The sequence below is a fragment of the Parabacteroides chongii genome (assembly GCF_029581355.1).
GTDB lineage: Bacteria > Bacteroidota > Bacteroidia > Bacteroidales > Tannerellaceae > Parabacteroides > Parabacteroides chongii.
Genome location: NZ_CP120849.1, coordinates 907,766 through 928,959, shown reverse-complemented (window position 1 = coordinate 928,959; position 21,194 = coordinate 907,766). Strand labels below are relative to the sequence as shown.

General features: G+C 42.5%; 13 protein-coding genes and 1 pseudogene. 12 read left to right on the top strand and 2 right to left on the bottom strand.

Annotated elements, in window-relative coordinates; all coding sequences use genetic code 11:
• Positions 1–136 precede the first annotated feature (136 nt).
• Positions 137–1,171: pseudogene (locus tag P3L47_RS03845) on the bottom strand (ATP-binding protein); the annotation flags it as partial.
• A 153-nt stretch (positions 1,172–1,324) separates the two neighbouring features.
• On the opposite strand from P3L47_RS03845, the gene P3L47_RS03840 reads away from it, so the two are divergent.
• The 7 genes from P3L47_RS03840 to P3L47_RS03810 all read left to right on the top strand — a co-directional run bounded on the left by P3L47_RS03840 (position 1,325) and on the right by P3L47_RS03810 (position 14,194).
• The gene (locus P3L47_RS03840) at positions 1,325–1,861 is read left to right on the top strand and encodes an RNA polymerase sigma-70 factor (RefSeq protein ID WP_122361276.1); all 537 of its coding nucleotides are present in this window, start codon (positions 1,325–1,327) and stop codon (positions 1,859–1,861) included.
• Between the two features lie 74 nt (positions 1,862–1,935).
• On the top strand, positions 1,936–3,111 hold the full coding sequence (locus P3L47_RS03835) for a FecR family protein (protein WP_277782733.1): 1,176 nt from the start codon (positions 1,936–1,938) through the stop codon (positions 3,109–3,111).
• Between the two features lie 43 nt (positions 3,112–3,154).
• Positions 3,155–6,523 (top strand): SusC/RagA family TonB-linked outer membrane protein, encoded by a 3,369-nt coding sequence (locus P3L47_RS03830; RefSeq protein ID WP_277782732.1) that lies wholly within the window; start codon positions 3,155–3,157, stop codon positions 6,521–6,523.
• A 20-nt stretch (positions 6,524–6,543) separates the two neighbouring features.
• Complete coding sequence (locus P3L47_RS03825; protein WP_122361273.1) at positions 6,544–7,998, top strand: RagB/SusD family nutrient uptake outer membrane protein; 1,455 nt, start codon at positions 6,544–6,546, stop codon at positions 7,996–7,998.
• A 15-nt stretch (positions 7,999–8,013) separates the two neighbouring features.
• Positions 8,014–9,153, top strand: coding sequence for a metallophosphoesterase (locus tag P3L47_RS03820; protein WP_277782731.1), 1,140 nt, complete (start codon positions 8,014–8,016; stop codon positions 9,151–9,153).
• 99 nt (positions 9,154–9,252) lie between these two features.
• Positions 9,253–9,720, top strand: a complete 468-nt coding sequence (locus P3L47_RS03815; protein ID WP_277782730.1) for a hypothetical protein — start codon at positions 9,253–9,255, stop codon at positions 9,718–9,720.
• A 937-nt stretch (positions 9,721–10,657) separates the two neighbouring features.
• On the top strand, positions 10,658–14,194 hold the full coding sequence (locus P3L47_RS03810) for a DUF6383 domain-containing protein (protein ID WP_277782729.1): 3,537 nt from the start codon (positions 10,658–10,660) through the stop codon (positions 14,192–14,194).
• 195 nt (positions 14,195–14,389) lie between these two features.
• Here the strand turns inward: P3L47_RS03810 and P3L47_RS03805 are convergent, their stop codons facing one another.
• Positions 14,390–15,673, bottom strand: coding sequence for a UDP-N-acetylmuramoyl-tripeptide--D-alanyl-D-alanine ligase (locus P3L47_RS03805; protein ID WP_122361269.1), 1,284 nt, complete (start codon positions 15,671–15,673; stop codon positions 14,390–14,392).
• 118 nt (positions 15,674–15,791) lie between these two features.
• Here P3L47_RS03805 and folP point away from each other — a divergent pair, with 118 nt between their 5' ends.
• The 5 genes from folP to P3L47_RS03780 all read left to right on the top strand — a co-directional run bounded on the left by folP (position 15,792) and on the right by P3L47_RS03780 (position 21,050).
• Positions 15,792–16,652 (top strand): dihydropteroate synthase, encoded by an 861-nt coding sequence (gene folP / locus P3L47_RS03800; RefSeq protein ID WP_277782728.1) that lies wholly within the window; start codon positions 15,792–15,794, stop codon positions 16,650–16,652.
• Between the two features lie 4 nt (positions 16,653–16,656).
• Entirely contained in the window at positions 16,657–17,442 is a 786-nt protein-coding gene (gene cdaA, locus P3L47_RS03795; RefSeq protein ID WP_122361267.1) for a diadenylate cyclase CdaA, read from the top strand.
• Between the two features lie 127 nt (positions 17,443–17,569).
• Positions 17,570–18,586: a phosphate acetyltransferase gene (gene pta, locus P3L47_RS03790; protein WP_122361266.1), complete on the top strand. Its 1,017-nt coding sequence runs from the start codon at positions 17,570–17,572 to the stop codon at positions 18,584–18,586.
• A 22-nt stretch (positions 18,587–18,608) separates the two neighbouring features.
• Positions 18,609–19,808, top strand: coding sequence for an acetate/propionate family kinase (locus P3L47_RS03785; RefSeq protein WP_277782727.1), 1,200 nt, complete (start codon positions 18,609–18,611; stop codon positions 19,806–19,808).
• Positions 19,809–19,886: 78 nt separating this feature from the next.
• A complete protein-coding gene (locus tag P3L47_RS03780; protein ID WP_277782726.1) occupies positions 19,887–21,050 on the top strand; it encodes a hypothetical protein in 1,164 nt (387 codons plus the stop codon).
• Positions 21,051–21,194: the final 144 nt, after the last annotated feature.

The following is a 21,194-nucleotide window of genomic DNA, read 5'->3' as shown; positions in this document are numbered from 1 at the left end:
TGAAGGAAGAAAGCAGACACAAAAAAGAGCCCCGGAGGTTTCGAACTTCTGGGACTCTCTTTTGATTTTTATTCAAATGAAGGAAGAATATCCTTTATTCCACTATCCATTTTTCATTATTACGTGTCTGTGCACTGAAATTTAATATGCCTTCTTTAATTTCTCTATTAGGAATTCCTAGTTGATAAAGTTCAAATTTTTCATCATGGTCTTTTATTGTTAAATATCCATATTGATAGAGTATTGGATTTGGTTCAGGGAACATCAAACAAGTAGTGTCAATCGATGGTATATCGATTTCTTCATGCGCCATGCGTTCCAGATCGTAATGATTTTGTTTGAGCAACTCGACGAGATAGGTCGGAGTGCCTGTTTCAAACCAGTAATTACTGAATTTGTTATATTTGAAAGTGTTCAGTAGGCTAAACGGATTATAAATTCCTTCCGTGTTTTCTACGAAATGGTATCCGTCATAATACTCTTTCAGTTTAGAGCAAACCTCCTCGAAAGTTATGTTTAGAGTAGTTGCTAGTTCATGTAGTTCTATTTCCAGATTATCATGAATCTCTTTTTCTGTCATACCGCATAAACTGATATACGGTTCGCGCATAGAAATGTCATCCAGGTTATTCAAATCGCTGAACATGCTGACTTTACCAAATTTAGTAACCCCTGTCAGCAGAGCGAACTTGATGAATTTGTCCATCGACTTAAGTACGCCGTAAAAGGGTTTCAGTATGCTTCGATAACTGGCTTGCAACTCTTTGTTGCCGATAGTTTGTAGCAAAGGCTTGTCGTATTCATCGACTAGTATGACTACAGGCTGTCCTGTTTGTTTAGCAGCTAACCGGATGACTTGATAGAAACGTTCTTCCGGAGCACGATTGCCATACGGACTGTTGTAGGCTCGTTCCCATATTTCCAAATGTTTGTTCAGCTCTTCCAACAGGGAGTTTTTATTTTCATAGTTGCGGGAGTTCAAATCTTGGAAATAAGCTTCCAGTGTAGAGAGCAGCAAGCTTTTACCAAAGCGGCGTGGACGGCTCAGGAGATAATAACTTCCAGTCTTCACCATTTGATAAACCAAAGCAGTTTTGTCTATATAGAAATAGCCGTCTTTGCGTATCTTTTCGAAACTTTGTATCCCGATAGGATAAATCTTACTGCTCATAACGATCTGTTTTAAAGTTTTCTATTTTGAGTCGTATACAAAAGTATAGTTTTTTCGGGAAAGGCGGGCATTTCTTGTGAAGTATATAATTTTGTGTAACTTTAAGCGCCCAAAATACATGAGGCATAAGATATTCAGCGATTATAAAAGAGTGTGAACAATGAGGAGAAAATAAATTTGACTGACGAGCAGGTGTTCAGGAATCTGTTTGACCGTTACTATGTGCCTTTGTGTGTGTTTGCGGAACGCTATGTGAACGATGAAGAAATAGCCTCGGATATTGTGCAGGAATGTTTTGCCAGGGTCTGGCAGAAACAGAATGATTTTCAGTTTATTTATCAGGTCCGCTCGTTTATGTACACCAGCGTTCGTAATTCCTGCCTGAACGAGTTGGAACACCGGCAGGTGGTGTCGGGCTATCAGGAAGTAACCATTGCCCGGATGGAAGAATCTACGTTTCATGACTATCTCATCGAAGAAGAAATGCATCGCATTGTGATGGAAGCGGTCGATAAACTGCCTCAGCAGAGCCGGAATATCATACGGCTGGCTTTGGAAAACCATTCAAACGCCGAGATTGCCGAAAAACTGTCCGTATCCAAAGAAACAGTACATACTTTGAAGAAAGGAGCCTATAAGAAACTCCGTGCTTTCCTGAAGGATTACTATTATTATGTACTTTTTTTATAAACCGATAAAATTTTCTTCAACGCCATTCACCCTGTTTTTGACTTCGCCTGTTTTACTAAATAAAGAACACAGGAATGTTGGAACAAGACTTCTATATTGCAGCATTAATTGCCAAATCAGTTACAAACTCCTTATCGGAAAAGGAAAAACAGGAACTGGAAGACTGGAAAAATGCGTCAGAGCATAATCTCCGGCTGTTCGAGTCAATGTGCCGTCAGGAAAATTTATATGCCTACTCCCGGAAGTCCGCGAAATATGATAAAAATATCGGCTGGGAACAAGTGCAGAAGCGGATCAGCACGGATCGTCGCAGAAAAATCTATATTACCATTTGCCAGTATGCAGCCATCTTCCTTCTCCCTTTGCTGGCAGGGATGCTGACCTGGCATTTTACCCGCGAGACAGAACAAAATCCTGCTATCCCTGTCGTAGCCCAGTCGGTACATATCACTCCCGGCGAAAGCAAGGCTATCTTGACATTGGGAGACGGTACCGTGGTCGACCTGGATGCTGAAACTCAGACAGAGCTGAAAGAATCCGGGATTCAGATCAATGTGAAGAAGGAGGAGCTGGCTTACGATAAGAAAGAAGCGGAAGCAATCACAGAAGAAGTCGTCTACAATAAAATAGAAATCCCCCGTGGCGGCGAATATAAACTTCGTTTGAGTGACGGCAGCCTGGTACATCTGAACTCCATGAGTTCATTACGCTATCCGGTTCATTTTACAGGTGATGTGCGGGAAGTGGAACTGAGCGGAGAGGCCTTTTTTGATGTCAGTAAAAGTGAAGCTTCCTTTATTGTAAAGACAGCAGGAGTAGATGTACGCGTATTAGGAACCCAATTCAACGTATCCGCTTATCCGGATGATCTTGTGACACAAACGACCTTGGTGACCGGTTCAGTCCGGATCCAGACCAAAGAGGGAGGAAGCATTGTTCTGGAACCTTCCCAACAGGCTGAACTGGATAATAAATCACATGAGCTGGTTGTCCGTCAGGTTGATGTCTCCCTGTATACATCCTGGATAACCGGAAAAATCTATTTTAAAGACGAACGGCTGGAAGATATTATGACTGTTTTGTCGCGTTGGTATGATGTGAATATTGTGTTTGCCGATGATAAATTGAAAAACCTGCAATTCGGATGTAATCTGAACCGGTATGATGAGATCGCTCCTTTCCTTGAACTGCTGAATGCTACCGGCAAAGTGAAGACACGAGTGGAACAGCGAAACATAACAATCTATTGATCAGAATAAAACTAAATAATTTCAAATTTTAAACATCATTATTATGAGAAAAAACAAAGAAAGCCTAGGGCAATCCACCGGGAAGAGAGTTCTCTGTATTTCCGGTTTGGTTTGTTTGTTTCTTGCAACCGGCCTGGCTCAGGCTCCGGCACGTTCTACCGCGCAGACTACTGCGACAGTAACTGTCACTTTCAATAATGCTACATTGAGAGATGTGATCTGGGAATTGCAAAAACAGACCGACTTTACTTTTGTGTACAGTACACTTGACGTACAAAACGTCAAAGTGAATAAAGTGGATGTCGTCAATGAAGATGTCTATAAAGTACTGGACAAATGTCTACGTGATACGAAACTCACCTATACGATCCATAATGGAGTGGTGGCTATCCGCCATGCCGAAGAAATGGCCCGCACTTCTGCCACCCAGCAAAAAAGAATGGTCCAGGGAAAGGTCTTTGACGAGACTGGCGAAACAGTTCCCGGAGCAAATATTGTAGTAAAAGGAACTGTACAGGGAGCGACGACCGATATGGATGGAAATTTCGCTTTTGAAGTGGCAGATGGTAAAAATATAACTTTGGTTGTTTCATTTGTCGGATACAGCCCGAAAGAAGTACGTGTAACAGGCAATTCACCGTTGAAGATTGTACTGGAATCGGAAGATCAGCAATTGGAAGAAGTCATTGTTACCGGTTACGGAACCTATAAGAAATCAGCTTATGCCGGTTCGGCTTCCACTATCAAGACTTCGGAAATGAAAGATGTGCCGGCTGTTTCTTTCTCGCAAGTGTTGCAGGGAGCAGCTCCGGGTGTTCAGATATCGTCTGCATCCGGCCAGCCGGGGGCAACCTCTTCCATTAATATCCGTGGTATGGGTTCTTTTAATGCATCTAACTCGCCGTTGTATGTCATCGACGGTGTTCCGGTCAGTTCTGGAAATATCAGTAGTACGGGATCTGACGCAGGTATGGATATTATGTCTACGATCAATACGTCGGATATTGAAAATATTACGGTGATCAAAGATGCGGCGGCAGCTTCCCTGTACGGTTCGCGTGCAGCCAACGGAGTTATCCTTATTACGACAAAGCAAGGTAAAACAGGTAAGCCGTCAGTCTCTTTGAAAGCTGACTGGGGATTCTCTGATTTTGCGATGGATTATCGTCCGGTAATGGGCGGTGAAGAACGTCGTAACCTGATTTATGACGGATTGGTAGCCGACGGAATGGTTCATCAAGGTATGACGGAGGCCGAAGCCCGTGCTTATGCGGATGGTGAAATAGATGATTATGCACCGGTTCCCTGGTGCGGGTTTGTCAATTGGGATGATGCGTTATTCCAGAAAGGCAGCCATCAGACGTATGAAGCGTCCATTACTGGCGGGACGGATAAGTTCAAATACTACAGCTCTCTCGGCTATTTGAAACAGGAAGGTGTTGCGTTGAATTCCGGCCTGGAACGTATAACCGGTCGTGTGAATGTCGATTATCAGGCAACCAAGCGTTTCAGTTTGGGTGTTAAGTCCCTTTTTGCCAATGTCAACCAGGATGTTAACCAGGAAGGAACTTCTTATACCTCTCCTTTCTATACTTCTAAAAGTGCCGTGACTCCTTCCGATCCTGTCTACAACGAAGACGGAAGCTGGAACCGCGAACTGATTCGTATTGCAGACCGTAATCCTCTGTTATCGGCCATGTATGACTACGAGCGTGAACATGTGACCCGTGCATTCAATACCGCTTATGCTCAGTATGAATTTATCGATAATCTGAAGCTGAAGAGTACGTTGAGTTACGATTATACTTTGTCGAAAGGAGATCGTTGGTATGACCCGCGTACCTCGAACGGAGATGACCTGAACGGTGACATGAAGAAAGTCTTTTATGAATATCGTAAGTTGGTATGGGAGAATGCATTGAGCTATCAGACGACTATTGCCCGGAATCATCATTTGGACGCTTTGGTCGGCTACGAAACAGATATGTACGAACGCGATTTCCTCTCCGGCGAATCTTCTAACTTTGCCCGCAACGACAGAAATGATGTGGAAAACGGAATGAAGCTGGAAGCTGTGGGTGGTTATGGCCGTTCATATCGTCTTGTTTCTTATCTGACACGTGTGAATTATGATTATAAGAATAAATATTATTTAGGTGGCAGTTACCGTCTGGACGGTAGTTCCCGTTTGTCAAGAGACAATCGTTGGGGTAGTTTCTGGTCTGTTTCCGGAGCGTGGAGAGCCATCGAAGAAGAATTCCTGAATGATTATAAGGATTGGTTGAGTGACCTGAAGATCAGAGCATCTTACGGTGTGAACGGCACATTGCCTTCCGATTATTATGGTTATATGGGATTGAGTTCCATCAAGGAAGGTTATCTGGAACAGCCGGGTATTTTGCAGTCACAGCTGGAAAATCTCGACCTGTCGTGGGAAACCAACCATAACTTTAACCTGGGATTTGACTTAGGTTTCTTTAACCGCCTGAATGTGACATTGGAATATTACACCCGTCGGACCAAGAACCTGCTGATGGACCGTCCGTTGTCTATGACGACCGGTTTTGATAAATATCTGATGAATATCGGTGAAGTAAAGAATAAAGGTGTCGAACTGGAAATACGCTCTACCAATATTTCAAATAAGAATTTCTCCTGGAGCACGGTCTTCAACCTGGGACATAACAAAAACGAAATCGTTCGCCTGGATGGTCTGCAGACAGAAATCATCAGCGGTTCGCAAATCCGTAAAGTAGGTATGCCTTATCGTACTTTTTATCTGATAGAGTTTGCCGGTGTTAATCCGGAAACCGGAGCACCTCAGTTCTATAAGAACAAACCGAATGCAGACGGTACGCTGGATCGTACAATTACGGAAGATCCGAGTGACGACGTGTATCGTATAGCAACGAAAAATGCGGATCCCGTTGTACAGGGAGGTTTGTCAAACACTTTGAGTTATAAAGGATTCGATCTGAACTTCATGTTGTCTTATCAGTTTGGCGGTTATTCTTACGACAACTGGGCACAGAAAACCGAACATGGCGGCGACGATCCGGAAGCAAATATTCCTACTTATTATCGGGATCGTTGGCAGAATCCGGGAGATAATACGAATATCGAACGTTTTATTCTGAATGGTGATGTTTCCATGAAATCGTATGCAACGACACGCCGTCTGCATAGTACGGACTTTATCCGTCTGAAGAACCTGACATTCGGTTATTCTCTGCCGAAAGCAGTGACCGGCAAGGCTGGTATCGACCGAGTTCGCCTGTATGTATCCGGAAATAATTTGCTGACCTGGGCAAAGTATGATTATTACGATCCGGAAGCTGTAAGCGGTGGTACGGCTATTTGGGGTACTCCTCCTTTGCGTTCGGTTACTTTTGGGTTAAATGTTAATTTCTAATCATTAAAGTCTATAGCATAATGAAAGCATTAAATTATATATTATCCGGTATTTTGACTTTGTCCGTTACTTCTTGCGGAAACGATTGGCTGGATTTGGAATCTTCAACGGAAATTCCATCTGAAGGTTCGCTGGAGCGTTTGTCGGATTTTCAATTTTCCTTGAACGGCATTTACAGTGCGATGCAAAACTCGGACGGGTATTCCGGACGTATTGTTTATTACGGTGATGTAACGGCAGACGATATACAGGCTGCCAGTGCCACGAAGCGAACAGGTACCTATTATTTGTTGAAATATACGAAAGACAATGCCCCTTCTTCTTTGTGGAAAATTCCTTATGAGTTGACCCGCAATGCGAATATCATCTTGCAAGAAATCGAAAATATTCCCGAGACAGAAGATAACAAGGCTGAACGTAGCGACATCATCGGTCAGGCACTGACGATCCGTGCATTAGCATTGTTCGACCTGACTCGTATCTATGGTTACCCTTATGCCAAAGACAACGGTGCATCGTGGGGAGCCTGTATTGTTCAAGATGTACGTCAGATCGATAGCAAGCCGGGACGTAACACGGTAGCTGAATGTTATGACGCTATCATTAAAGATCTGAACGATGCGGTTCCGCAGCTGAGCCCGAAGTTTAATTTCGGTAAATTGAACCGTTGGGGGGCCATGTTGCTGTTAAGCCGCGCTTATTTGTATAAAGGTGATAATACCAACGCGTTGAAAGTGGCGGAAGAAGCGATTGCCGGCATGTCCGAATATAAATATCATTTGTGGAGCAATGAAGAATATCCGACAGCTTGGGGAGATGAGCGCAGTGCATCCGATCCGGGTGAAGTTTTCTTCGAGATCGTGAATACAACTGTAGACAGCCCGGGTAAGGAAAGTATGGGATACCTCTGCTGGCGTAGCGGTTATTCGGATATGATTCTGACAAGTACATTCTTTCAGCTGTTGAGCGAAGATCCGGACGATGTCCGTAATGAAGTGTATGAGATTTATAAGAATAAAGCTTATATCAATAAGTATCAGCCGCAGAAAGGTGAGAACGAGGCAGATGCCAATATTCCGCTGCTGCGTGTATCCGAGCTTTATCTGAATGCTGCCGAAGCAGCCGTCAAGTTGGGCAATAATGCGAAAGCAGTTGAGTATCTCGAACCGATCGTTAATCGCGCGAATCCGGAAAAGACGCTTGAGGGCGAAACTGTTACTTTGGAACGTGTGCTGAATGAACGTCGTAAAGAACTCTTTGGCGAAGGTCATCGTCTGTACGATGCTTTGCGTAACAACCAGACTATCGAACGTAAGGATGTGAAAATCCCGGCAATCAGCAGTACGAAACATCTATCCATGACAGAAGACGCGAAGAAGTTCGACTGGAATTATTATAAGGTGGTATTGCCTATTCCTAAATTTGAGATCGATACGAATCCGAATATTGCAGCACAGCAGAATCCGGGTTACTAATCCAATGATTGAGGTATGAAATCCTACCAATATAGATTTATATGGTTATTCGTCTTACTGATAAGCTGCCTCGTGCAGCTGTCAGGGGCGGATAAAAAGCATGAAAAGCGGGCTCTCTCAACAGATGGCCCGTATTTGCTTTACACGGCAGAGCATGGTTTTCGGTCGGTATCGGTGGATACGGCCGGTTTTCTGAATGATCAGACTTACGGGGCTGTACCGAAGAATTTCTCATTTGATGTGTATTCTGATAAAGGGGAGAAGTTATTCCCGGTTTCCCTGCATAAAATCAAGCGTCCTGAATGGAAAAGTAAACAGGCAGGAAAAATGCTTATTCTTTCGGATCCTCATGGTAATTGGGAGTGCTTCTCTTCTATATTGAAAAAGTGGAATGTGGTGGATCAGGAGTATCGTTGGACATTTGGAAAGAATCAACTGGTCGTTATCGGTGATGTATTTGACCGGGGAAAGGACGTTCTTCCTATTTACTGGCTGCTTTATAAACTAGAAAAAGAGGCGGTTGATGCCGGAGGACAGCTTGTTTTCTTGCTGGGTAATCATGAAGGCATGGTGCTTGCCGGTGATCTGCGTTATGTCAAAAGCAAATATCTTCATTTGGCTGATACGTTGCATATTCCTTATCAGGAGTTATGGAACAAGCAGACAGAGTTGGGACGTTGGCTGGGTACGCGTAATACGATGCAGCTGATCGGCGACAATCTTTTTGTTCATGCCGGATTGAGTCTGAACTTCCTGGATAAGAACAAAAGTATTCCGGAGGTGAACAAGATCATGAGCGAGGGATTGTTCCTTAATAAGCAGGAACGTAAGGCCGCGTCGGATGAGATCGCTTTTATGTATGCGACTTACGGACCTGTCTGGTATCGCGGCATGGTTCACAGTGCCGACCGATATCATCCGCTGTATCCGGAAGATCTTCCGAAAGTATTGGATAAATACAAGGCTAAACGTCTGTTTGTCGGCCATACGATCTTTGATGACATCACAACGTTTTATAAATATAAGGTCGTGGCTGTCAATGTAGATAACAAAGAGAATATGGAGAAGAAACGTGGACGTGGTGTGTTGGTTGAAGATGGTCAAATGTATGTGATCTTTGATTCCGGTAAAAAGGAGTTGATACGGGAAGAGTGATCTTTTTTGAAAAACAGATCATAAAAAACTCCTGTAGGTGCCGAAAACCAGGACTTTCGTATATCTTTGCGAATAGAACTTAATTCTAAAAAAGCAGTTATGGCAAAAGTGTTGAATTTCACAGTTGAAGGCGTACAGGGCGATTTGAAGTTAGAGTACGATCCTTTTAAACTACGTTTGTATCAGGATGGAAGAGAGGTCGTGAGGCAAGGGCGATTTAATCCGAAATATTATGTGACCAATACGAATGGGGAACAGGAAGAGATGAAGATTGTCTATGGTTTTGACTTTGTTCATGTAGTTATGTTTCGCGGTCGGAAAATCGATTTGGAAGAACGGTTGTCTACCCGTGAGTATATAGTAGGTGGATTGCCTGTGTTACTCATCCTGTTAGGTGGCTTACTCGGTGCTTTATTCGGTATTGTGGGGGCTACGTTCAATTATAATTATATGCGGCAGGAAAAGTCTTTTGTGAAGCAGCTGCTTGTATCGTTGGGTGTTTCAGTTTTCTGCTATGTCGCTTATTTTGTGTTTGCACTTGCCATCCAGCTTATGATCGCAGGGTAGATGAGAAAGGTTAGGGGTGATTTTTTTCTTTATGGAGGAAATTGTGGAGGACTTCGGTCATTTGTTTGTCTATTGCCGGATCACCAAGGAAAGAAAGTGCCTTTATCCTTTGATAATAAATGAATGGAGAGGTGACGCTGTGATTATTTCCGGTGTCACCTCTTTTTGTTATTTTCCTGTTATCTTAGTTTTTATTACAAATGGCTTTCATGCGGAATTTTAAACCTTAAACTCCTTATATCTAATCTTTTTTCTGTGGTGTTTGATTTTTGAAATAAATATATTCTGAATATGTAATGCTTGCTTTACTTATTTATAATGATTACATTACGAAAACGAAAGGTATGCCTTTCTTATTTATAATATAGGAGAAATGACCAAAATTGTCCTATGCTGTATCTTTACTTTTTAGGAGGATAGATTTTAATCGCTATATATTCGGTTACGGTGACACCGTCGAGTGGCGGGTGACGCCGTTTCTTATTGTAGCGTCATTTGTAAGGTGTTGATTAATAGATTCTAATAAGCTTTTGACTGGTTCTGATGCCGCCAAATGTATAAACAATGTATATTCAATGTACGCATGTACATTAATAAAATGTGTAATTTATATATTTTTGATAGGGTGATATTGCTATAAGAATTGAAAATCAATGCACGTATGTAGTTCTATATGACTAATTTAAACGTTCCTTTATTCTCGCCAGCAAAGTTACTAGATTCTTTTTAACTGCCAATCTTTTTTAAAATAAAATTTTCTTACCTATATGCTTTCTTATCAATTGAATAGCAAAGTTAGTACGAAATTACAATTTTCACTTACAAAGTCCTAAATGATGACGAGAAAAAAGGAACGTTTTAGCTAGTCATTTAAGCTAAAACAACTATACGAAGAAGTTTTTCATTAACAATTAGTATTAATATTAAATTTAGAATTATGAACAAAAAGTTTTCTACGCTTATGGCGGCGAGCTTGGTACTAGCCGGTTCGCTGTGGAGTGGTGATGCTTCTGCTGCAACTGTTAAGGTGACCTCTTTGGCAGACTTGCAAGCAATTACTAACTGGGAAAAAATCAAAAGTCAAGGAGAAACAGGTACAGGAGTTTGGACGCTGTTAGAAGAAATCCCTGAAGGTTTGGCTGAGGGTATCGAGGTAAAACAGGATAATGAGAAGGATACTTCTATTGACAAGGTGATTTTCGCAATGAGCGGTGATCAAACACTTACTGCTTACCAGGTCGCTAAAGGTGGAAATGGTGGTGTAGCTAATTTGGCTAACTATCTTCGCATCAACCATCCGGTAACATTTGTTGCTGATAAGAGCAATGGAAAGATCACCGGTATGGGACTTGAAATTAACTCTGATGGTGTTACTATTGATGGTTTGACACTGGAAGTAAAGAGCTGCAACAATCAGCCTACAGCAACAAAATCGGCTATTGTGTTGGGTGCGGATGTGACGGAAGCTACTATTACCAACAATACGATTACAGATGCAACAAAACAAACAGGTTTGATGTCTTATGGAATTGTTGTAAAAGGTAATGATACGGAAAAATTGAAGATTGAAAATAATGATCTTAAAATTACAGCTGTTGCTAATGATCCTAATGGCCAAACTTGGGTCCCTTCTGCTCTTTCTTTCACAGGTTTGGAGGGAGATGATGATTCTGCTGCCAAAATTGCTGCAAAGAATGTCTTTGATGATTGTGTAATGGACTATGCTGATAGTCGTAAAACAAGTGCCGGAAAATCATATTATTATGATGCTCAGGTAACCCTAGGTGAAAATACAGCAGAAAATGCTTTTGCTCAGGCTGTTGCTGAGTTGGCATCTGGTTACAAGAGCGGTTATACAAGTAACTTAACTGTTAATGGCGCAGACATAAAGGATGTTGTTGCTGCTATTACGAAGGCAGGTGAAGCAGGTGTTACAACTGTTGAATTCCCTGATGACTTCGCTCTCGCAGTAGGCGGTGTAAACTTGGTTGTGGGTGATGCTTCTTTAGACAATGAAAATAAAGACTTGGTTATTGATTTGGATGGAAGTTTGGTTGCTACAAAATGGGATGCTGATGGCTTAAACGCCATGTTAGGTAACGGCTTTATGCTGGATTTAGTAGCTAATGATCATGCAATTACAAAAGGAGACATTTTTGACGGCAAATTACTTACGCTGACTGAAGATGGCTATTTAAAGGTTGACGGCAAATATCTGACTATTGACGGAACTTGGAGAATTGACGGAACATTGTATGATAAGCTAGCTACAACAGATAAAAAAGATAACGCAGAAAAAGTTGAAGTATGGGGTATTCCTTCTTCTAAAGTAATCTTTTATGTTAAAGTTGGTAATCAATATTTATCTGCTGTTGCAACTAAAGACGGTAATGCCATCGATGAACAGTATCTGACACTTGTTTCTAATAAAGATGACGCTAACTTGAGCTATGTATTCGCATCAGATACGCGCGTAAATGTTTACGACGAAAAGAACAATCCGTTCCTGGATCGTTATGTAACAATGACTTTTGTGACAAACGATAAAAAACTGAAAGCTAAAAATGGTAAAGTGTTAGGTTTGGACAATGACGGTGCTTCCGCTGAGTTGGTTGAAGCAGCAAGATATTTGCAGGCTAAACCGGAAGGACAGTGGGTTGTTTCATTGCCTAAAGCAACTACTGAAACTGAGTTTATTTTCATTAACCGTGAAAGTGAAGAAGTAGATTTTGATGTTCTGTATATGAATGTAATCGATGCTGCTAAGAATATGTATGCTGTAACATATAAAACAGCTTCTACATTCAGTTATGGTGAACGTGATACATTCATCATCAATGCTGTTGATCCGAAACTGACTGTTGCTGATTTCTATGTAAATTATAAGGAAACAGAAATCAAAGATACTCAGTATAAGCTAGCGGTTGCTTCAACAGAAGAAACAGATTTCTATGTGACTGAAAACCATGCAGGTAAGCACTTGCTAGGTTTGACTAAGGAAAAGAATGACGGTGCAAACTGGAAAGTAGTTGCTACAGGTGATACTGCTATCGTTGTCAATGCATCTTACGAATACAGTAAGAAGAAGAAGGGTTTTGTATCAGTTACTGATACTTTGTTTATCCCGACTTATGCATTCCAGAACGCTGGTAACAGAGAATTCTTGACTTATGATGATATGGATGGAAGTTTATCACTGGATGAAGATGCTATGATCTGCGATAAGAATGTTAAGGATCTGGAAGATGCAAAAGATATTGCAAATTATGCATTTGTTTTGAAGAAAAAAGCAGATGGTTTGTTTAATATCATTGGTATTGAAGGAAGAGTTTGGGTTGATGAAAAAGACCATAAAAAAGGATATGCTTATTACGGATTAGATCTTACTAAGAAATTGTTTGGTGCAACAACTACAAAACAAGGTCAGGTACAGGTGGAAGCTACTTGGGAACAGATCAACTCTAACGACTTGTTCAAGATTGTAAATTTGGATGCTCCTGAATATCATAAAGTAGCTAATGGCTTCGGTGAAGTTGTAAGTATCTTCCGTGCAGACAACGAATCTCAGGTATTGTATGAAAAACAGGATAAGGATGCTACTAATATTCTGAAAGATAGCGCAAGCTTCTTGAATATTGATAATGTAAATCAGTATGGAAAGATTAACCCGGCTCTGTTTGTCGATACAGCTTATATCAACCGTGGTACAAAAGAAAATCCGAATACTTGCTGGCAGTATCTGTTGGCTGTAAATGCTGACGTTCATGATCCTGATACTTGTACAGTTCCTGGACACCCGAAAACAGACCGTATGGTAACGGCTCGTTATCTGATCAACGTGATTGATTCTGCTAATGTATATGGTGCATCTCATCTACATAACAATCCGTACATCAATGAAGGTGAAGCTGGTGAAAACCTTGCTAAATTGGCATTCGTAGATGGTATCCATATCAATGATACATTATATATCATTCGTAACAACGGTGATTCTGTTAAATTAGAATTAGATACTCCTGACTTCAATATCGCCAAGTTTGCATTCCGTTATGTAAATCCAGCAAACGAAAACGACAAGACATTCAAGATCCAGACTCAGATCAAGAATTACAAAGAAGGTGATTTGGAAACTGATGACGAAGTATCTAACGAAGGTTACCTGAAGTGGATCAACGGTACAGTAGTTGTTGTTCCTACTTTCGAAAGAGGTGATGTATTCGGTATCAACGAGGATGAAACTCGTACTCCGACTGCAAATGACGAAATTTCAGCTTCTGAAGTATCAGTAGTTGCTATTAATGGCGCTGTAATCGTTAAAGGTGCTGAAGGCAAGAACGTCGTAATTACTAACGTACTTGGTCAGCAGATCGCTAACACGGTTGTTTCTTCTAGCGAAGCTACAATTGCTGCTCCGGCAGGTATTGTTGTAGTGGCTGTTGAAGGCGAAGCTGCTGTTAAAGCTATCGTAAAATAAGAAAATTATAATCAAATAAATCTGTCACGCGACCATCGATCAAGTATCCCGTGAGGGTGAACAAGTGACAGTTTAATACTAAAGTAATAAAATAAAGTTCATCTGCCAGTATTCCTGCGAAGGTAGAAAGCAGACACAAAAAAATCCCCGGAGGTTTCGAACTTTCGGGGATTTCTTTGTGTTTGAGCTTTTTGTTTATAAAATTTCCACTGTCTTTTCCAATGCCATTCCGTGAGAGCCTTTTATAAGGATATGATATCCTTTCAAAGGGTTGCTTTTTAATGCATTTAGTAAATCTTCAGTGGTGGCGTATGTCGTAAAATCTTTCCCTACTTTTTGAAAATGCTCTCCGCACAAAAATACCTGATCGAATTTTCCTTCTTTAATTTCTGCAATGACTTCAGCATGCAATTCGTCGCTGGTCGGTCCCAGTTCACGCATATCTCCCAGGATCACGGCTTTGGGTGATACCGGCATGGAGGCAAAGTTCTCCAGAGCGACTTTCATGCTGCTGGGATTTGCGTTGTAAGCATCGATAAGCAATGTGTTGTTGGCTGTCTTTTTCAGCTGCGAACGGTTGTTGGTCGGTTCGTATGCTGCGATGGCACGGCTGATGCGTTCTGCCGGGATCTTGAAATAACGACCTACGGCAACGGTAGCCAACACATTATCTAAATTATACGCGCCTATCAGATGCGTATCTACTGTATGGATTTTCCCTTGCTGCTTCCAGTCGAAAGTAAGGAACGGATTGCAGCTGACCACATGTCCCGAAGCAAATGATGTATCGTCGGAACCGTATGTGATCTGTTCGATCCCTTTAGCTATTCCCTGTAAGTCCTTATTCTCTTTCCGAATGAATATTTTCCCTTTTGTGCGACGGATATAATCGTAAAGCTCTCCTTTGGTCTTTACAACTCCCTCAAAGGAGCCGAAGCCTTCCAGATGGGCGCGGCCTACATTGGTGATGATACCGTAATTAGGCATTGCGATCTCCACCAACTCCTTGATATCTCCCGGATGGCTGGCGCCCATTTCGATAACGGCCATTTCATGATCGTGCGTCAGCCGGAGCAGGGTCAGAGGAACACCGATGTGGTTGTTCAGATTGCCTTCTGTATATAACAGGTTGAATTTGGTGGACAGGACAGCGGCCAGTAATTCCTTAGTCGTTGTTTTTCCGTTCGTCCCGGTGATCCCGATAATCGGAATACCCAATACCTTGCGATGGCGGTGAGCTAGTTGCTGCAAAGCTTTTAATACATCGTTTACCAGAATGGTACGCTCTCCTGTGACATAATCCGGATTATCGATGACAGCATAAGCGCAGCCCGTGTCGAGTGCTTTGGCTGCATATTGGTTGCCGTCGAAACGGTCTCCTTTTAAAGCGAAGAAGATCGAGCCGCGCGGACAATTACGGCTGTCTGTCGTTATTTGCGGATGGTGTATAAATAATTCGTACAGTTCTGAAATACCCATAGCTTTTTTTCGTTTGGTGATTATTGGTGAGCAAAAGTAGTAATTAAATAAAGAATGAGGAATGAAGAATGAATATTTAAGTGAGAATCGTGTATCTTTGCTGGAAATATAAAGTAAAATGTTTGATAAAGTGCTCAATATAAAGGGAACACTGATGTCTCTGTCTACTCCGGTAGTGATGGGGATTTTGAATGTTACCCCTGATTCTTTTTATGCCGATAGCCGGAAACAAACGGAGGCAGCCATTGAAGAACGGATACAGGCAATCTTATCCGAAGGTGCGCAGATCATCGATATCGGTGGTTATTCATCCCGTCCGGATGCGGCTGAAGTCTCGCCGGAAGAGGAAATGGAACGACTGGCTTTTGCTTTGAAGATATTGAATGCACATTATCCGGAGGCAATCGTTTCGGTGGATACTTTCCGTGCCGGTGTTGCCCGCAGGTGTGTGGAAGAGTACGGGGCAGCTATCATCAATGATATATCCGGCGGTGAACTGGATCCCGAAATGTTTGCTGCGGTGGCAGAACTGAAAGTACCTTATATCATGATGCATATGCGCGGAACTCCCCAGACGATGCAACAGCATACGGATTATGCGGATATGATGGAAGAAATCATGTTGTATTTTGCCGCGAAAGTCCGTGAACTACATTTGTTGGGAGTAAGCGATGTCATTCTTGATCCCGGTTTCGGATTCAGTAAAACGGTCAGTCAGAATTATCAGCTGATGGGACATTTGAAAGAGTTTGAAGCATTCGGACTTCCCCTTTTGGTCGGTATATCCCGCAAAAGCATGATCTATAAATTCTTGGGTGGTACACCGGCGGATAGCCTGAATGGTACTACCGTATTAAATACATATGCTTTGCTGAACGGTGCGGATATTCTCCGTGTTCACGATGTAAAAGCAGCTGTCGAAGCCGTCAAGCTAGTCTCTAAAACTGTCAATTGTCAATTGTCAATTGTTAATTCGTAATATTATGTGGATGCATTTTGGCGTAAAAGACCTGATTGATGTATTGCTGGTAGCCTTTTTCCTCTATCAGACTTATAAGCTGATGAAGAGTTCGGGAACAATGGCTATCTTTAGTGGGGTCGTTTCTTTTATTATTGTATGGATTTTGGTATCCCAGGTGTTGGAAATGCGTTTGATGGGTGCCATACTGGATAAGTTTATCAGTGTCGGTTTTGTCGTGCTGGTGATTTTGTTTCAGGATGAGATCCGGCGTTTCCTGATGGCTCTCGGTTCTCACAGGGGATGGAAATTTTTGGGAAATCTGTTTTCCAAGAGAGGATCGGATAAAGAGAATGAAGGAAAGTTTGTCGCTCCGGTAGTACTGGCCTGTATGAATATGGCACGTAAAAAGACCGGTGCCCTGATCGTTATACAGCAGGAGGTGGATTTGACCGTGTTTGAACATACAGGAGAGATGTTTAATGCCGATGTGAATGCCCGGCTGATTGAAAATATCTTCTTTAAAAATAGTCCTTTGCATGACGGGGCCATGATCATTGCCGACGGGCGCATCAAGGCTGCAGGCTGTATTTTGCCCGTTGCCCAAAACGCCAATTTGCCAAAAGATCTCGGTTTGCGCCATCGTTCGGCATTAGGAATGTCGCTTGAGACGGATGCGTTGATAATTATTGTTTCGGAAGAACGTGGCAAAATATCTGTGGCTCATAATGGTAAACTGGAAATTAATATTTCAGCCGAAGACCTGCAGCAAATCTTGTCCGGTGACCGTGAAGTCGTGAATTACTGTTAAATCTTCTGAAAGTGACAGCTCCGGATGCAAATCTTTTGCGCTTTTTGCAAACTCTATGTTGCATTTTGCCTACTTTTGTACCCGCAAACAGTAGCAATTACTAAATTCTATAAAAATATCTTCCGCTATGGACTTAATGCAAGAGATTATTGCACGCGCTAAAGCTGACAAGCAGCGCATCGTTCTTCCTGAAGGAACAGAAGAAAGAACACTGAAAGCCGCCGACCGTTTATTGGCCGATGGAGTTGCTGACATCATTTTGATCGGAAATCCGGCAGAGATTTCTTCTCTGGCAGCAAACTTCGGTCTGAACCACATCGGACAGGCTACTATTGTTGACCCTAAAGATCACGAAAAGAAAGCCGCTTACGCCGACCTGCTTTTCCAGTTACGCCAGAAAAAAGGTATGACTCCCGAAAAGGCTGCCGTTTTGGTAGAAGATCCTTTATTCCTTGCCTGCCTGATGATCAAGGCTGGTGATGCTGATGGTGAAATCGCAGGTGCTCAGAATACAACCGGTAACGTGCTTCGTCCTGCTTTGCAGATTATTAAGACTGCTCCAGGCATGAGTTGTGTATCCGGTGCTTTCCTTATGTTTACAAAGAAACCGGAATATGGTAAAGAAGGTCTTTTGGTCTTTGCCGACTGTGCTGTAATGCCGAACCCGACAGCTCCTGAATTGGCTAGTATTGCTGTAGCTACAGCTGCAACGGCTCGTGATATCGTAGGTGTTGAACCGCGTGTTGCGATGTTGAGCTTCTCTACTAAAGGTAGTGCGTCTCACGAAATGGTCGACAAAGTGGTGGAAGCTACTCGTCTGGCAAAAGAAATGGCTCCTGAACTGAAGATCGACGGTGAATTACAGTCTGATGCTGCACTCGTAGAATCGGTTGCTTCATTGAAAGCTCCGGGCAGCGAAGTTGCCGGTAAGGCTAACGTATTGGTATTCCCGACACTGGAAGTAGGTAATATCGCTTATAAACTGGTTCAGCGCCTGGGTGATGCAGAAGCTGTTGGTCCGATTCTTCAGGGTATGGCTGCTCCTGTCAATGACCTGTCACGCGGTTGTTCAGTTGATGATATCTATAAGATGGTAGCTATCGCCAGCAATCAGTCTATCGGCTTAAAGGCTGCTAAAAAGTAAAAAAAGACACAACAAGAAAGATATGAAGATATTAGTATTAAATTGCGGAAGTTCGTCTGTCAAGTACAAGTTGTTTGATATGGACAAACACGAAGTACTGGCACAGGGTGGCGTAGAAAAGCTGGGCTTGCCGGGTTCTTTCCTGAAATTCACTCAGCCGGACGGCAAGAAAGTGATTCTGGAAAAGGATATGCCTGAGCACAATGCGGCTATCGAGTTTATCCTGAGCGTACTGACTGACGATCAATACGGCTGTATCAAGTCGTTTAACGAAATCGATGCTGTAGGTCATCGTGTGGTACACGGTGGTGAAGCATTCAGCAGTAGTGTGGAAATTACTCCGGAAGTGATCGGTAAAATGGTTGAGTGCATCGACCTGGCACCGCTTCATAACCCGCCAAACCTGAAAGGTATCCGTGCCATGAGCGCATTGATCCCGGGAATCCGTCAGGTAGGTGTATTCGATACAGCTTTCCATCAGACAATGCCTGATTATGCTTATATGTATGGTTTGCCTTATTCTCTGTATAAGAAATACGGTATCCGTCGTTATGGCTTCCACGGAACCAGCCACCGTTACGTTTCAAAACGTGCGTGTGAAATTTTGGGTGTTCCTTATGAAGAACAAAAGATCATCACGGCTCACGTGGGTAACGGCGGTTCAATCGCTGCTGTAAAGAACGGTAAGAGCGTAGATACTTCTATGGGATTGACTCCGGTTGAAGGTCTGTTGATGGGAACCCGTTGCGGTGACGTAGATGCAGGGGCTCTTTCTTTTATCATGGATAAGGAAAAACTGGATGCAAAAGGTTTGTCTGACCTGATCAATAAGCAAAGTGGTGTTTTGGGTCTTTCCGGTATCTCTTCCGATATGCGTGAGATCGAAGCTGCTGTAGCTGAAGGCGACAAGCGTGCTATCATGGCATTGAACATTTACAACTATCGTATCAAGAAATATATCGGTGCCTATGCAGCTGCTATGGGTGGTTGCGATATTCTTGTATGGACCGGTGGTGTAGGTGAAAACCAGTGGGCTACCCGTCGTGTTGTATGTGAAAACATGGAATACATGGGCATGAAGATCGACGTTCAGAAGAACGACGGTATGCGTGGTGAAGAGATGGTGATCAGTACTCCGGACAGTAAGGTGACAATTATCGTTGTGCCGACTGACGAAGAATATATGATTGCTTCCGATACGATGGATATATTAGGTAAATAAACAGATACCCGGATATTAATCAGAAGACCGAAGGAATAGTGTATAACTATCCTCCGGTCTTTTTGTAAAATAAATACTATGTTGAAGATCCTGCCTGTTTTACAATCTCTGTTCAGAAACAAAAAGTTCCTTGCGCTGTTGATCGCTATGGGATTGGTGATCAAGCTGCTAATGATTCCCTTTATACCCGAGCCGGGTGATTATACCTTCTTTCTGAAGCCCTGGGTCGAGTTTATCCGGTCGCATGGTTATTGGCAGGCGTTCCGTTTTGAGTTTGCGAACTATTCACCGGCTTATTTATATTTCTTGCTGGGAATTGCCAAACTGGGAGGGGAGCCGCTTATTCCGATCAAGTTGTTGTCGATTTGTTTTGAATATGTCGCAGCCTGGTTTATAGGTGGGATTGCCTGTCAGAAATATAGGGAAAACTGGGTGAGATGGTGTGCTTTGGCGGTCGTTCCGCTATTGCCGACTGTACTGATCAATAGTTCTTATTGGGGGCAATGCGATTCGATATATGTCTCATTCCTGATCGGCAGTATTTATTTTGCGTTAAAGAAACGTTCTTTTCTTTCTATCCTGTTTTTAGGGATTTCATTTTCCTTTAAGCTGCAGGCTGTCCTGCTTTTCCCGTTTTATTTTGTACTGTTACTGAGAAACAGGATCAAATGGTACTATTTTCTGCTGGTGCCTGCTGTTTATCTGATTTCATTATTGCCTGCGTATTGTGCAGGTCGTCCGTTGACTGAACTGTTGTCTGTTTTCGTTGCTCAGTCCGGTCACTATGAGGAATTGTCGTTACAATTCCCGAATTTGTATATGTGGATCAGTAACGATTATTATGATTCGGTAAAATGGGGTGGTATCCTCTTTACATTCTTATTTGCTCTTTTGACGGGCGGATTGCTGGCTAAAAAATACAAGACGGAGTTAACGGATGATTATTTGGTTCGCCTGGCTCTTCTCTCAGCGGTGATCTTTCCTTTCTTATTGCCGGGAATGCACGAGCGGTATATGTATGCCGGTGACCTGCTGGCTATTGTTTATATCATGTATTTCCCTTCTAAGTTCTATAATGCTTTGGGAGTACCTCTGATCTCTTTCTTTTCATATGCACTCTGTACCTCGTTGAATGAGCCTCTGATCCGTTATCTGGGTGTTCCGGTAACTCTTTTTTATTTATGCGTTATAGGCTTGCTGGTACGGGATTTTTATGTGTCTTCACTCAAAGGAAATAAATAAATTGCTCCCGATTGAGGAATATCTGAAGAAAACTGTGTAAATTGCAGCCGTGAATAATTGAAGTACTAATCCTCACAGCTTACAAAACACAGGATTAGTGTTTAGACTGCTCCGACACCGGTTGGAGCAGTTTTTTTATGATCG